The organism is Paraburkholderia oxyphila NBRC 105797 (genome assembly GCF_000685075.1).
GTDB lineage: Bacteria > Pseudomonadota > Gammaproteobacteria > Burkholderiales > Burkholderiaceae > Paraburkholderia > Paraburkholderia oxyphila.
This window is the reverse complement of the sequence record NZ_BAYD01000004.1, coordinates 77972-93757: the sequence shown is the minus strand read 5'-3', so window position 1 is coordinate 93757 and position 15786 is coordinate 77972. Positions and strand designations below refer to the sequence as shown.

At 64.1% G+C, this 15786-nt stretch carries 10 protein-coding genes; all 10 read right to left on the bottom strand.

Going from position 1 to position 15786, the window contains the following annotated elements:
* Positions 1-3 precede the first annotated feature (3 nt).
* On the bottom strand, positions 4-936 hold the full coding sequence (locus BO1_RS03225) for a carbohydrate ABC transporter permease (RefSeq protein WP_028216320.1): 933 nt from the start codon (positions 934-936) through the stop codon (positions 4-6).
* The gene (locus BO1_RS03220) at positions 933-1889 is read right to left on the bottom strand and encodes a carbohydrate ABC transporter permease (protein WP_028216319.1); all 957 of its coding nucleotides are present in this window, start codon (positions 1887-1889) and stop codon (positions 933-935) included. The genes BO1_RS03225 and BO1_RS03220 overlap by 4 nt, the downstream gene beginning before the upstream one ends.
* 7 nt (positions 1890-1896) lie before the next feature.
* Positions 1897-3138 carry an ABC transporter substrate-binding protein gene (locus tag BO1_RS03215; protein ID WP_028216318.1) on the bottom strand — a complete coding sequence of 414 codons (1242 nt, stop codon included), beginning with the start codon at positions 3136-3138 and terminating at the stop codon, positions 1897-1899.
* Between the two features lie 80 nt (positions 3139-3218).
* Positions 3219-4631 (bottom strand): GH1 family beta-glucosidase, encoded by a 1413-nt coding sequence (locus BO1_RS03210; protein ID WP_028216317.1) that lies wholly within the window; start codon positions 4629-4631, stop codon positions 3219-3221.
* Between the two features lie 270 nt (positions 4632-4901).
* Entirely contained in the window at positions 4902-6578 is a 1677-nt protein-coding gene (locus BO1_RS03205) for a SulP family inorganic anion transporter (RefSeq protein ID WP_028216316.1), read from the bottom strand.
* Positions 6579-6797: 219 nt separating this feature from the next.
* Positions 6798-8528, bottom strand: coding sequence for a SpoVR family protein (locus BO1_RS03200; RefSeq protein WP_028216315.1), 1731 nt, complete (start codon positions 8526-8528; stop codon positions 6798-6800).
* A complete protein-coding gene (locus BO1_RS03195) occupies positions 8525-9793 on the bottom strand; it encodes a YeaH/YhbH family protein (protein ID WP_028216314.1) in 1269 nt (422 codons plus the stop codon). The genes BO1_RS03200 and BO1_RS03195 overlap by 4 nt, the downstream gene beginning before the upstream one ends.
* A 158-nt stretch (positions 9794-9951) precedes the next feature.
* On the bottom strand, positions 9952-11874 hold the full coding sequence (locus tag BO1_RS03190) for a PrkA family serine protein kinase (protein ID WP_028216313.1): 1923 nt from the start codon (positions 11872-11874) through the stop codon (positions 9952-9954).
* Between the two features lie 752 nt (positions 11875-12626).
* Positions 12627-13388, bottom strand: a complete 762-nt coding sequence (locus BO1_RS03185) for a 2-keto-4-pentenoate hydratase (RefSeq protein ID WP_028216312.1) — start codon at positions 13386-13388, stop codon at positions 12627-12629.
* A 397-nt stretch (positions 13389-13785) separates the two neighbouring features.
* Positions 13786-15621, bottom strand: a complete 1836-nt coding sequence (locus tag BO1_RS03180; protein WP_028216311.1) for a methyl-accepting chemotaxis protein — start codon at positions 15619-15621, stop codon at positions 13786-13788.
* Between the last annotated feature and the right edge of the window lie 165 nt (positions 15622-15786).

Below are 15786 nucleotides of genomic sequence, written 5' to 3'. Positions count from 1 at the left end.
CTCTCACTTCACCGCGCCCGACGCGATGCCGCGCACGAACCAGCGGCCCGACACGAAATAGATCGCGAGCGGCACGAGCGAAGTGAGGATCGTCGCGGCCATGTTGACGTTGTAGAGCCGTTCGCCCGTGGTGGTATTGATGATGTTGTTGAGCTGCACGGTCATCGGCAGATTCTTCGTGCCCGCGAAAACCAGCCCGAGAATGTAGTCGTTCCAGATACCCGTGACCTGCATGATCAAGGCGACCACGACGATGGGCGCCGACATCGGCAGCATGAGCTGCACGAAGATGCGCCAGAAGCCGCCGCCGTCGATGCGCGCCGCCTTGAAGAGCTCCTGCGGTAGCGCCGCATAGTAGTTGCGAAACAGGAGTGTCATGACCGGCATGCCGAAGATCGTATGGATCACCACGATGCCAGGCAGTGAAGCGAACAGATGCACGGTGGCCAGCACGCGCACGAGCGGGTAGACCATCACCTGCACGGGAATGAACGCGCCCGCGAGCAGCACCGCGAACAACACGCCCGCGCCGCGCGGCCGCCAGAACGAGAGCGCATAGCCGTTCACGGCGCCCACTGCGATCGAGATGATCGTGCTCGGCACGACGATGCGCACCGAATTCCAGAAACCCACGCGTATGCCCGCGCATTCGAGGCCCGTGCACGCCAACGACCAGGCGTCCTGCCACGGCGCAAGCGTCAGATGACGCGGCAGCGCGAGCAGATGGCCCATGCGGATTTCGTCCATTGGCTTGACCGACGTGACGAGCATCACGTAGAGCGGCAGCAGGAAGAAGAGCGCCGCGATAATCAGGAATCCATACACACCAAGACGCGCCGGCGTGAAGTGGCGCCGCCGCCTGGGCGCTGGCTTGCGGCGCACTCCGCTCGTTGCACGCGCGCCGCCCCTGGACGGATCGGCAAGCGGCGCGCTCATGTGCGCTCTCCCCTGCGCGCCGCCATGGCCGAAACGCGGCTGCGCGCATAGAGCACCGGCGCGAGTATGGCCAGCACGGTGGCGAGCAGCACGATCGAGGCAGCGGAGGCGAGCCCGATATTCGCGCGATTGAACAGGTAATCCATGATGAATTTGCCGGGCACTTCGCTCGCGGTGCCGGGACCGCCTTGCGTCATCGCGACCACGGCGTCGTAGAGCTTCACGACCATCACGAAGAGCAACACGAACGCCGTGGACATCGAAGTCTTCAGCATCGGCACGACGATGCTCGCATAGACGCGCCAGCGTGGAATGCCGTCGAGGCGCGCGGCCATCCAGATCTCTTCGTCGATTCCGCGCAGTCCCGCGAGCATCAACGCCATCACGAGGCCCGAAGCCTGCCACACCGTCGCGATCACGAGCGTATAGATCGCGAAGCGCTGCGAGACGATCCAGTCGAAGCGCGCGTGCGCGAAGCCCATGTGCCGGAGCACGGCCTGCACGCCCAGCTCGGGATTGAGGATCCATTGCCAGACGAGCCCGGTGGCGACGAACGACATCGCATACGGGTAGAGGAAGATCGTGCGCAGCGCGCCTTCGGCCGCGACGCGCTGGTCGATGAAGATCGCGAGCAGCAGGCCGATCGCAAGGCAGGCCGCGATGAAGCAGGCGCCGTAGATCGCGAGGTTTTGCAGCGAGCCGATCCAGCGGTCGTTCTCGAAGAGCCGCACATACTGCGTCGCGCCCGCGAACGTGTTCGTCGGCAGCGAGCGCGAGTAGGTCATCGAGACACGCGCGGTCCACAGCATCGTGCCGAGATACGCGAACACGACCGTGGCCGCCATGGGGAGCAGCGCGATCCATGCGGCGAGCGACAACCGCCGCCTGGAACGACCCGCGTGCGCCTGGCGACGGGCTTGCCGCTTCGCGTGACCCAGCTTGAGCGCGTACATGGGCCGCCTAGCTCTTGATCGCGTTGGCGAACGCCTTTTGTGCATCATCGACCGACTGGTTCTTGTTCCAGAAGTTCGTGATGACGTCCTGAAGCGCGCCCTGCACGTCGGGCGTAATCAGCATCTCCGGGTTCGGCAACTGGCGCGACTTGTCCTTCATGATCGCCATGCCCTCCTTTGCGCAAACGTCGAAGCCCGAGGTGTCCACGTCCTGGCGGATCGGTATCGAGCCTTTCTTCTCGCTGAAGGCCGCCTGCGCTTTCGGCGAGGTCATGACCGTGGCAAGCAGTTGCTGCGCTTTCACGGCCTGCGGATTGTCCGTCTTCGGAAACACGAACGCGTCGCCCGCGACCATGTACGGCGAATTCGGAAAACCGGGGAAGCAGCCGAAGTCCTTGCCCGCCACCTGGTTCGCGTTGGAGAACTCGCCCTTCGCCCAGTCGCCCATGATCTGCATGCCCGCCTTGCCCGAAATCACCAGCGCCGTCGCGTCGTTCCAGTTGCGGCCAGGCGAGCCTGGATCGACATAGTTGTGCAGACGCTTGAACGTCGTCAGCACATTCTTGAACGCCGGTGAATTGACGGCCGCCGCGTCGTGGTCGCGGTACACCTTCATGTAGAGATTGCGGTCCATATCGGCAAAGATCGCGTCGAAGGTGATCTTCTCCTGCCACGGCTGGCCGCCGAGCGCAAGCGGAATCACGCCCGCCGCCTTGAGCTTGTCGAGATCGGCGAAGAGTTCGTTGAAGTTCTTCGGCTCGCTCGCGATGCCGGCTTTCGCAAACACCGGCTTCGAATAGAAGAACCAGTCCTGCATGTGGATGTCCACGGGCGCCGCGTAGAAGTGCCCGTTCACCTTGATCTGGTTGAGCACCGATTCGGGCAGGATGCCACTCCAGTTCTCTTTGGCCGCGACCGTATCGACATTATTCAGGAGTCCCTGGTCGATGAGATCGTGAAACTGCCTGGACGTGTTGAATTGCGCCGCCGTGGGCGGATCGCCGCCGACGATGCGGTTGATCGCCGTAGCACGCGCCTGGTCCGCGCCGGCAATCGCGTTGTCGACCCACTGGCCGCCCGCCTGGTCGTAGGCTTGCGCGAATTGCTTGATGGCGGCCGATTCGCCGCCCGAGGTCCACCAGTGGATCACGGTGGCCTTGAGCGGCGCGTCCGCTGCGTGAGCCACGACGGCGCCGGCCAGGGCCAGCGCCGCGACGATGCCGCGCAGAACAAGTGCGTGTTGCTTCATTGCGTCTCCGGTTTGTCTGCTGATCGATGAAGCCAAACTCGCGCACCGGTATGGACAGCGCCTCGTGCGCGTCATGCGCTTCAAGCGGCGCCGCGCGCGCCCCGCTCCGCGATGAAGCGCGCAATCAGTTCCGCGCTGCGCTTGGGCGTGCGCCTTTGCGTGTCGTAGTCCACATGCACGACACCGAAACGCCGCTCGTAGCCGAACGCCCACTCGAAGTTGTCGAGCAGCGACCACACGAAATAGCCGCGCACGTCCACGCCCGCCTTGATCGCGGCATCCACGGCGGCCAGATGGCGCTTGAGGAACGAGATGCGCTGTGCATCGTCCACCCGTCCGTCACGCACCCGGTCGTCCGAGGCCATGCCGTTCTCGGTGATGTAGACGGGCGGCAGGTTTTCATACGTCCGATGAAAACCCACGAGCAAATCGCGCAGGCCGTCCGGATAGACCTCCCAGCCCATCTGCGTGCGCTCGACGCCGGCGAGCGGCACCTCGACAAAGCCGTGCGCGCCATCGCTTTTCACCTGGGTACGGAAATAGTAGTTGATGCCGAGGAAGTCGAGCGGCGCGGCAATCGTCTGCATGTCGCCGTCCAGCACGAGCGGCTCCGTGCCGGGCCACAGCTCGAACAGTTCGGCCGGATACTCGCCCTTGAAGAGCGGGTCGAGAATCCAGGCGTTGTGCTGGACTTCGAAGCGGCGCGCGGCGGTGCGGTCGGCGGCCGAGTCCGAATCCGGCGTGCCGCGGCCGACGTTCGCGACAAGGCCCTTGGCCGAGTCCGGATCGTTCGCGCGCAGCGCCGCCAAGGCAAGCCCGTGGCCCAGCAGCAGATGATGCATCGCCTGGGTCGCATAGCGCGCATTCGCGAGGCCCGGCGCATGGTGGCCGTTGCCGTAGCCGAGATACGCCGAGCACCACGGCTCGTTGAGCGTCATCCACGCGTCGACGAGGCCAGAGAATTCGCGGCTCATGAGATCGGCGTAGTCGGCGAAACGATACGCGGTGTCGCGGTTGAGCCAGCCACCGCGGTCTTCCAGATGCTGCGGCAAGTCCCAGTGATAGAGCGTCGCAAAGGTCTGGATGCCCTTCTCCTTCAGGCGCTCCAGCAGGCGCCTGTAGAAACCGATGCCCTTCGCGTTGGGGCGGCCCGACGCATCCATCACGCGCGGCCAGGCGATCGAGAAGCGATAGGCCTCGAAATTCAGCGCGTCGAGTAGATCGAGGTCACCTTGCCAGCGGTGGTAATGATCGCAGGCCACGGCACCCGTGTCGCCTGCGAGCACCTTGCCGGGCGTGGCGCTGAAGGTGTCCCAGATCGAGGGCAGCCGGCCGTCTTCGGCCACGGCGCCCTCGATCTGGTACGACGCGGTGGCCGCGCCCAGAAGGAAATCGCGCCGCCACAGCGCGGAATCGGGCGACGGCGTGAAGGCGTCGTCTTCGAGCGTGGCAGTCGGGGCGGCGTATGGCGAAGCGGCTATATCGTGTGTCACGAAAGCTCCTGCGCAAGGACCGCGAGCCGGGTGTTGCTGCAACCCGCCGGCGGTGGAGTGGAAGCGCTTCCACAGCGCTTGAGGCGCACGATATCAGCCGCGAATTCTCGCAGGCAATCCGGGTTTTTCTGGAGGCTTTGAAGTCGGTTCTGCGCAGCGCGCGAACTGGCGAAGGACTGCCGCAGGGCAGCCATCAGGCGATTCGTAAGGCGCAGCGCGCGAGGCGGCCGCAGCGGGGCTGCGCCCCGCCGCGCGCCGGGTCAGGCCTCGTCACTGATCCGTGTGCACGTCGAGATCGGGGTGCACGGCCGCAAGGGCCTCGTGCAGCGTCGTGTAGACGTTCTCCGCGCCCACCACGGGCGTAATGCCATGCCGATTCATGTCCGCGCGCAGGTATGGGTTGACGCGTCCGAAAATCACTTTGATGCCGCGCTTGCGCAGCGACTCGCATAGTTCGTTAGCCGAACGGCCTGCCGAATAATCGACATCGGTGATCGCGCCTGCATCGATCACGAGCGAGTGAACGGGTGCCGGCGCACCGTCGATCAGGGCTCGCACCTCATCGACGAAAAGATGATCGTTGGCGTAGAAAAGGTCTGCGCCGAAGCGGTAAACGATCAGCCCGGGCACGGTCACGAGCCCCGCGTGCGCGGGCACGGGCATCCAGCGGCCCTCCGCATTGGGCGCGAGCACCATCGTGTGCGGCCGGTAGCTGTGGCGCACGTGGCGCAGCAACGAAAGCCCGATCGCAATGAGGATGCCGTTCTCCACGCCGATCACGACCACGGAGATCGCCGTGACCACGGCGAGGCGGAACTCGCCGCGGCTCTCGCGGCGAATGTCGATCAACTGGCCGATGTGTACGAGCCCGACGGCAATCGTGAACACGATGGCAGCGAGCACGCAGCGCGGCAGATATTGCAGCCAGCGGCTCAAGAACAGCAGCACGACCACGACGACACCCGCGAACACGAGCTGGGCGAACTGGCTGCGCGCGCCGGCCTGATCGCCCATGGCGGTCTGTGTGGGGCTGCCGTTCACGACGAAGGCGCCGCTCAGCGCCGCCGCCGCGTTCGCCGCGGCGAGGCCCAGCAGATTCTGGTCCTCGTCCACGCGCTCGCCGTAGCGCTCGGCGAACGCGCGGCTCGTCGCGGCGCTCTGCGCGACGATGATGACGACGCACGACGCCGCCACCTGCAGCAGATCGATCATCTGAAACCAGCCGACGGCCGGAAACGCGATATGCGGCAGGCCGCCCTGCACCGGCCCGGTCACCGCGATGCCGTGGCCCGCGAAATCGAACATGGCGCTCGCCGCGATGCCGCCGACCACCGCGAGGAGCGGCACCGGCCAGCCCGGCCTCAAGCGCTTGAAGACGAGAATCGCCACGACCACGAATGCGGCAATGGCAAGCGTCTGCCAGTGAATGGCGGAGAACTGCACGACGATCTGCTTGATCTGCAGGACGGTGCGCCGCGAGGTGTACGGGATGCCGAGCATATCGCCGAGCATGGCCACTCCCACCTGCACGCCCACACCGGTGAGAAAACCCACCAGCACCGTGCGCGAGAGAAAGTCGGCCAGAAAGCCGAGCTTGAAGATGCGGGCGATCAGCAGAAAGACCGCCGTGAGCAGCGCGGTCATGCCGGCCAGCGCGACGTATTCGGCGCTCGAAGGCGCCGCCATGGACGAGAGCTTGCTCGCGAAGATGGTGGCCGTGGCCGAATCCGCGGCCACCACGAGGTGGCGCGAAGCGCCAAAGAGTGCGAACGCAATCAGTGGCAGGAAGCCGGTATAGATGCCGGTGACGGCCGGCATGCCCGCAATGCGCGCATAGCCGAGCAGCTGCGGGATGTTCATCGACGCGAGCAGCACACCGGCTTTCGCGTCGCGCAAGGCCCCGGCGCGGTTGAGCGGCCGCACGCCGCTGAACAGGTCAAACGCCATGACGGCGTCCTTTCGATAGTTGCATCCGCATAGGCTCCTGAGTGATCGATACGTTATACGTGGCGGGACAGCGCCGTATCTTAGCGCGGCATGGCGCGTTCGTTCAGGGCCGCTTGCAATGCTGAAACCCAAGCGAAAGGCATGCTGCGCGACGACAAGAAAAAGGCCAGCACGCAGGCTGGCCTTTCGTTGCACTGCCGACAGGCGAAAGCGTGGGCGTCAGACCCGCACGGGCGGCGGCACGTAGCGGCATTCGTAGCGCTTTCTGACCGTGCCGTTCTCGTCGACGCTTTCCAGATACACGTCGAACTGCCAGAGCCGCGCCATGTGCCGCAGCACTTCGTCGGTGTCGCCCGACAGGTGACGGTTGTCGCTCATGAAGTGGCGCAGCGTGAGACTGCGGTCGCCGCGCGTGTTCACCGACCACACCTGAATGTTCGGTTCGCGGTGATGCATGTCGTACTGCCGCGAGAGCGCCTGGCGCACATACTGGTAGCCGCTTTCGTCATGGATGGCCGAGACTTCGAGCGCGTCGCGCATGTCGTCGTCGAGCACCGAGAAGAGGCGCATTTCGCGGATCAGATGCGGCGACAAATACTGCGCCACGAAGCTCTCGTCCTTGAAGTTGCGCATCGCGTAGTGCAGCGCCTTGAGCCACGGGCTGCCGGCCAGCTCGGGGAACCACTTGCGGTCTTCCTCCGTGGGGTTTTCGCAGATGCGGCGAATGTCGCTCATCATCGAAAAGCCCAGCGCGTACGGATTGATCCCGCTGTAGTAGTGCTTGGTGACGGGCGGCTGATAGACCACGTTGCTGTGCGAGTGCAGGAACTCCATCATGAAGCCGTCTTCGAGCTTGCCCTGCGCATACAGCGTGTTGAGCAGCGTGTAATGCCAGAAGGTGGCCCACCCCTCGTTCATCACCTGCGTTTGCCGCTGTGGATAGAAGTACTGACCGACCTTGCGCACGATGCGAATGACTTCGCGCTCCCACGGTTCGAGCAGCGGCGAGTTCTTTTCCGCGAAATACAGCAGGTTTTCCTGTGGCTCGGGCGGGAAGCGCTCGTCGAATTCTTCGGCGATCGGCTGCTGCGTCTTCGGCAGCGTGCGCCACAGTTCGTTGACCTGCGACTGCAAATACGCTTCGCGCTCGCGGCGCATCGCGGCCTCGCGCTCGAGCGAGAGTTTCTGCGGGCGCTTGTAGCGGTCCACGCCGTAATTCATGAGCGCGTGGCACGAGTCGAGCAACTCCTCCACACGGTCGAGCCCAAAGCGCTCCTCGCATTCGGCGATGTAATTCTTCGCGTAGACGAGGTAGTCGATGATCGCGTGCGCGTCCGTCCAGAGCTTGAACAGGTAGTTGCCCTTGAAGAACGAGTTGTGCCCGTACGCCGCGTGCGCGATGACGAGCGCCTGCATCGTCATCGTGTTCTCTTCCATCAGATACGCAATGCACGGATTCGAATTGATGACGATCTCATAAGCGAGACCCATCTGGCCCCGCCGATAGCTCTTCTCGGTGGAGAGAAAGTGCTTGCCGAACGACCAGTGGCGATAATTGACCGGCATGCCGACCGACGCATAGGCGTCCATCATCTGCTCGGCGCTGATCAACTCGAGCTGGATCGGATAGACGTCCAGTTCGTATTGCTCTGCAACATGCGAAATATGCGTGTCGTATTCTTCGATCAGCTCGAAGGTCCAGTCGGATGGGCACGGCAACGGCCGTCTGTCGGCTACGTTCATATGCAATTCCCTGGTTTCCGGAAGCCGGGGTTCAGGGAGGTCATGGTCGGGCAGCCCGTGCGCGTCTGGGCGCGCAGGCTCGTCCGGGTGTCCCCCCCGTTTTGCGGCGGCCTCGTGATCGCCGTGCTGTCCTTTCCCGTGGCCGCCGGTCTTGCGGCGCTCCGGCTGATAGCCGCGCGCCTCATTGTGCAAGTGGCGTGTCGTCATGAAGTCTCCACCTGCTTCTCGAAAAGCTCCCGGAAGACCGGGTAGATGTCCGCCGCGTTGTCCACCTTCTTCATGGCCAGATGCGGCTCGCTGAGCGCCAGTTGCGCATATTCGAGCCAGAGGTTCTGCTCCTCCGGCGTCACTTGAATATAGGCAAAATAACGCACCTGAGGCAGGATGTCATCCGCGAGAAGCTTGCGGCACTTCGGCGAATCGTCGGTCCAGTTGTCGCCGTCCGAGGCCTGCGCCCCGTAGATGTTCCAGTCGCTCGGCGAGTAGCGGTCCTCGATCACCTTCTTCATCAGCTCCAGCGCGCTCGACACGACCGTGCCGCCGCTTTCCGTCGAATGAAAGAAGGTGTCCTCGTCCACTTCCTCGGCGCGCGTGTGGTGGCGGATGAAGACCACCTCGATCTTCTCGTAATTGCGCTTGAGGAACAGGTACAGCAGGATGAAGAAGCGCTTGGAGAGATCCTTGCGCTGCTCGTCCATGGACCCGGACACATCCATCAGACAAAACATCACGGCCTGGCTCGACGGCTGCGGCTGCTTTACGCGATTTACGTACCGCAGGTCGAATGGGTCGATGAACGGGATGCGCCAGATGCGCCCGCGCAGATGGTGGATCTGCTCCTCGAGCTGCTTGATGTCTTCGCGCCGGTCGGACGGATCGGCCATCAGCGCCTCGAGCTGCTCTTCGAGGTCGTGCAGTTCGTTGACGAGCGGCGCGCCCAGCGCGATGCGCCGGCCCAGTGCGCTCCTGAGCGAGCGCACCACGTCGATGTTGTTGGGCGTGCCCTCGGCGGCCCAGCCCGCGCGGATGCTCTTCCACGTGGGCACGGCCATCAGATGGGTCTTGATCAGGCGCGGCAGCTCGAGGTCGTCGAAGAAGTACTGCATGAACTCTTCGCGGGAGAGCTCGAACACGAAGTCGTCCTGACCTTCGCCCTCGTTGCTCGCCTGGCTGCCGCCGCCGCCCCCGCCGCCTTGCGGACGCGGAATGCGGTCGCCGCGAATGTAGTCCTCGTTGCCGGGGTGCACCATTTCGCGCCGGCCGCCGGGGCCGTGCCGGAACGACGGCTCGGCAATGTCCTTGCGCGGGATGGTGATGCTCTGGTTGCTTTGGATGTCCTTGATGCTGCGGTCACGCACCGCTTCCGAGACGGCGTGACGAATATAGTTCTTCACACGGCGCAAAAAGCGCTCGCGATTGGCAATGCTCTTGTTCTTGCCGGCCAGCCTGCGGTCGATGATTTGATGAAGCACATCCAGTCTCCCGCTCACGTTTCGAATGGACGAGGTGCGCAGTCTGGAATGCCACGTTCACTGACTCACGGCTACGTGGCCTGCGCCCCGCCGGATTTCCCTTTTGCGCCGCCGCATGAAACCTGCGGCGGCGCAGCAGGAAGGTATTGCTTCTGCGCTCATGACGACTTGCGCACCCGCAGATACCAGTCGCAGAGCAACCGGACCTGCTTGGGCGTGTAGCCCTTCGCGACCATGCGATTGACGAAGTCTTCATGCTTGCGCTGTTCTTCCGCCGATCCCTTTGCATTGAACGAGATGACCGGCAAAAGTTCTTCCGTATTCGAGAACATTTTCTTCTCGATCACCACGCGCAGCTTCTCGTAGCTGATCCAAGCCGGGTTCTTGCCGGCATTGGCCGCACGCGCGCGCAGCACGAAGTTCACGATCTCGTTGCGGAAGTCCTTCGGGTTGCTGATGCCCGCGGGCTTCTCGATCTTCTCGAGCTCCGCGTTCAGCGCCGCGCGGTCGAAGCTCTCACCCGTGTCGTGGTCGCGGAACTCCTGGTCCTGGATCCAGAAGTCGGCGTACGTGACATAGCGATCGAAGATGTTCTGCCCGTATTCGGAATACGATTCGAGGTAAGCGGTCTGGATCTCCTTGCCGATGAACTCGGCATAACGCGACGCCAACACGTCCTTCACGAACGACAGATACTTCTGCTCGGTCTCGGGCGGGAACTGCTCGCGTTCGATCTGCTGTTCGAGCACGTACATCAGGTGCACAGGATTGGCGGCCACTTCAGTCGAATCGAAGTTGAACACGCGCGAGAGGATCTTGAACGCGAAGCGCGTGGAGACCCCGGCCATGCCCTCGTCCACACCGGCGAAGTCGCGGTATTCCTGATACGACTTGGCCTTCGGATCGGTGTCCTTGAGATTCTCGCCGTCGTACACCTGCATCTTCGAGAACAGGCTCGAGTTCTCCGGCTCCTGCAAGCGCGTGAGCACCGAGAACTGCGACATCATCTTGAGCGTGCCCGGTGCGCACACCGAATCGGCGAGGGACGAGTTGCGCAGGAGCTTCTCGTAGATCTTCATCTCTTCCGAATAGCGCAGGCAGTACGGCACTTTCACGACAAAAATACGGTCGAGGAGTGCCTCATTGTTGCGGTTATTGCGGAACGCCTTCCACTCCGACTCGTTCGAGTGCGCGAGGATGATGCCGTTGAACGGGATCGCGCCGAATCCTTCAGTGCCCTTGAAGTTGCCTTCCTGGGTGGCCGTGAGCAGCGGGTGCAGCACCTTGATCGGCGCCTTGAACATTTCGACGAATTCGAGCAAGCCCTGATTCGCGAGGCACAGGCCACCGGAATAGCTGTACGCGTCCGCGTCGTCCTGGGCGTACTGCTCGAGCTTGCGGATGTCGACCTTGCCGACGAGCGAGGAGATGTCCTGATTGTTCTCGTCGCCCGGCTCCGTCTTCGCAATGCCGATCTGCCGCAGGATCGACGGATAGCGGCGCACCACGCGGAACTTGCGGATGTCGCCGTTGAATTCGTGCAGACGCTTGACCGCCCACGGGCTCAGGATGCTCTTCAGATAACGGCGAGGAATGCCGTACTGCTCTTCGAGGATGGGACCATCCTCGTCATAGTCGAACAGACCGAGCGGCGACTCGTTCACGGGCGAGCCCTTGATCGAGTAAAGTGGCACGCGCTCCATGAGCTGCTTGAGCCGTTCCGCTATGGAAGACTTGCCGCCGCCTACCGGGCCCAGCAAATAGAGGATCTGCTTCTTCTCTTCGAGACCCTGCGCCGCGTGGCGGAAGTACGCGACGACCTGCTCGATCACGTCTTCCATGCCATAGAACTCGCGGAACGCGGGATAAACCTTGATCACCTTATTCGCAAAGATGCGCGAGAGGCGCGGATCGATGCGAGTGTCGATCTGTTCTGGTTCCCCGATTGCCGTCAGCATGCGTTCGCCAGCCGTGGCGTACGCACTGGGATCTTCTTTGCAGAGCGCGAGATACTCCTCGAGCGAGAACTCTTCTTCTCGCGTTTTTTCGAAGCGGGTCGCGAAGCTGCTGTAGATATCCATGCTACCTCCTCGCCGAGATCTGCGACCGATGTCGTGCGCGGCGCGCTATTCGGAAACGACATCGCTCGAATTCATCCTAAACCTTTTCGAATTTTTTTTCACACAAAAATCGCGCCTGATTGAAGGTTCAAACTCGAACCCTTGGAGCCTGGCCGACTACGCCGTACAATCATGCTCCTCTCACGCAATTTTCACGCCGCACGTGCATGCCTTTGCGCCGCACATCGACGCTCGAACAGCAACCCCGCAGCTAACCCAGCCTGTTTCCCACTTCGCCCTACCTGTTCAACGACTCTAGTCGTTTCATCATAGAACGCATGGCCTCGCAAGCCGTGTACAGATCGCAACGCATCAGTTGTAACGCCATCTTTGTAACAACGCATGCGCTGCGCTCGCGTGGATCCATCGACGATCTTTCTCTCGTTTTACACGTTCTCTGCACGCATGTCGGTGAGTTGGCGCGCATTCGCTGATAAGCCAATGCCCGGCCACGCTGTCCCTGTCGTCAGTAGTGGCTTTCCCGTGGCTCGAATAGGTAGTGCGCGGACGTTGCAAAAAACATCGCCGTCCCCTTTCATCGTTTCAATTCGCACCTGCGAATATGGCACGCGTGACAGGTTGCGCAGACGATACGCTCAGGTGCGCCTTCGCGCCAACGAAAACGGCCGTCACGCGCAATGCGTGACGGCCGTCGATCTCATGAAGCCCCAAGGTGGTGCGGTCCCGGCATGGAGGCCGCCGGGGCACGGTGTTCAGACGAACTCGATCTCGACCTCGCCGAGCCCATCGATATGGCCGTGCAGCAGGCCCGCGCCCTCGATGCGGTGCGCCCCTACGTAGGAACCCGTGGTGATGGTCCACTCGGGCTCGATGGTGATCCCCATCGCGGCGCAATGGTTGACGAACCAGACCAGCAGCTCGCGCGGGTCGCCTGCCGGATTGCCCGCCATTTCCGGCACGAGCGAGACGCCGTCGAAGGCGAGCTCGAGTTCGGGGGCGACGAAGTCGAGCGCGCGCGCGAGCGCCCCATAGGGCTGCGCATGGCCGGTCACGAGCGCGCCGTTGTTCTGCGCGTCGGCCAGCTGCGCGAGCGGCGCGACGTTAGGCCATTCGGCGAAGCGGCTGTCGACGATTTCGATGGCGGGAAGAATTTGTCCGACGAGCGCGAGGACCTCGTCGCGCGCATAGGCGTCGGCGCGCGGCGCGATCGGCTCGGCGAAGCGGAAGGCGATTTCGAGCTCGACGAGCACCCGGAAGAACGACTGGCGCTCGACGCGCGTGGGCGAGGCGTGTACGTGCGTGGCCGCGATCGGCGCGCCGGAAACCGGGCCGCCGGGCGCGCGCGCGCCGATCTTCCACCCGCCCGTGGGCGTGCCCAGCCCGGCGAGCACGGCCTGCTGGATGGCATAGGCCGTGGCCGCGTCGGGCGGCAGGCACTCGGGCGCCAGCGTCTCGATCATCTGATGGCGGCGGCGCGCCGCCACGAGGCGCTGCGCGAGATCGTCACGTGTCATGTCTGGGTCCTTTCCTTGCGTTCGTGCGCCGGCAGCGCAGGTCTCTCGCGTTCAGCCGGCATGTTGTGTCATGTCGCGCCATGGCAATGCCTGGGCGGGTGCGTATTGCACTGCGAAGCGCCTCGCCCAGCCGCGCCGGCTTCGCGCGAGCGCCCCGCTACGGCCGGACCTGCCGCGCCGCTTGCGGCGCGTTGCGGTACGCATCGGCTTCGACACCGCAGCGCAGTGTACCGTGCGACCCCGTCTGTGCGCGTGACAAGTTTCACAATGTACCGTAACCGGCATCGCACCGCGCATGCATTGGCCTTGTGGCCAGAAATAACGCTGCTGCACCAGCGCGGCGCGAATGCGGCCATGGCGGCTCGCGCGTGGTGCATGCTGACGCCGCAGCCTTGCGTCAGAAGGTTTCCCAGTCGTCGTTCGATCCCGCCGCCGAAGCGGCCACCGCGGTGGTGGCCGCTGTGCCCGCCGAAGCCGGCACCGGTGCGGTGCTTCCGGGGGCGCGAGCGGGCGCGCGCGCGGCCGGGCGGGTTGTGGCGAGCGCTGGTCTGCGCAACGCAGGCGTCCCGGCGCGCACGGCGGACTGTGCGGCCGGACGCGCGAGGGGCTTCGCGCTGGCGAGCGGCATATTGGGCTCGATGACGGCCTGCGAACCCGCATGCAATGCGGCTCGCACCGCCACCGGCGCCTGGGAATCGTCGACGTTGAAAACGGCGACCGCGGCGCGCAGCCGGCTCGCCTGGTCTTCGAGCGACTGCGCCGCCGCGGCGGCCTCTTCCACGAGCGCCGCGTTTTGCTGCGTGACTTCGTCCATCTGCGTGACGGCGCGCGCCACCTGGTCGATGCCGCTCGACTGCTCCTGCGAGGCCGCCGCGATCTCGCCCATGATGTCGGTCACGCGCTGCACCGCGCCAATGATCTCCGCCATCGTGCGGCCCGCCTCGTCGACGAGCGCCGAGCCCGCGTGCACGCGCTCGACCGAGGTGTCGATGAGCCCCTTGATCTCCTTGGCCGCCGCCGACGAGCGCTGCGCGAGGCTGCGCACCTCGCCCGCCACGACCGCGAAGCCGCGCCCTTCCTCGCCCGCGCGAGCCGCTTCCACGGCCGCGTTGAGCGCGAGAATGTTGGTCTGAAAGGCGATGCCTTCGATAATCGCGATGATGTCGGCGATCTTCGCCGAGCTTTCGTTGATCTCGCCCATCGTGCCCACCACCTCGCTCACGACCCGGCTGCCCTTGTTGGCGATGTCCGAGGCGCTGGCGGCCAGCGCGCTCGCCTGGCGGGCGTTTTCGGCGTTCTGCTTCACGGTGCCGGTCAGCTCCTCCATGCTCGACGCGGTTTCCTGCAGCGCCGAAGCCTGCTCTTCCGTGCGCGACGAGAGATCGATATTGCCGGCCGCGATCTGGCGCGTGGCCGTGGCGATCGCTTCGGTGCCCATGCGCACCGAGCGCACGGTGTTGCCGAGGCTGTGCTGCATGCGCGCGACGCCGCCGAGCAGCTCGCCCATCTCGTCGTGCGTGCGCACCACGACAGGGCGGCGCAGATCGCCCGCAGCGATCGCGGAGAAGGCGCCGAGCGCCTCGCGAAGCGGTTCCGAGATCGCGCGGCGCAGCGTGAGAAACGAAAACACCGCCGCGCCGATGCCGACCAAAAGCGCTGCGATGGCCGCGATGCGCAGCTCGCCGAATGCCGCCTCCGCGTCGTCGAAGCCTGCTCTCGCGAGCGTGTCCTGCAGCTTGTCGAGCGCGAGATCGGCCTGCGAGAGGTCGCTGTAAGCGGTCTGCAGCGCGTTGGCGCTGCCAATCACCTTGCTCTGGTCGCCCGCGGCGATGGCGGTGGAAAACTGGTCGGCGGCCTGCTGAAACGCCGTGCGGCGCCCAGCGACGTCCTGCATGAGCCGCTCTTCCTGCTCGTCGCGCGGCAAGCTCAGGTACTTCTTCCAGTAATCGTCCGAGACGCCGCGCAGCATGCGCGCACGCGCAAGCGTGGCGGCCACATCGGGCGTGCCGATCTGGAACGCAGCGCGGTCGAGTGCGAGCCGCTCGCGCGCCGCATAGATCTCGGCCATGTTCACGGCATGGCTGCTCGGCATCTGATCGGTGTAGGTCTCGCGATATGCGTCGTTCGAGCGCGTCAGGCCGAACAGCCCCACCCCGCTGATGGCGACGATGAGCGCCGCCAGAAAACCCATCGTGAGGCCGATGCGCGCCTTGATGCTGATGCCCTTGTTCATGACTCTCCCGTGCTTGCCGTGAGGCGGCTTGCTACGCCTCAAATTGCGGGCTGCTGCCCTGAATGGGTTTACGGCAAACGTTTGGGAGGCTTGAAATTATTATAAGGTGTGAAGAATCAGGGAGTTTCCTGACGAATAAATTACAACGCGTGGACCACGCACAGG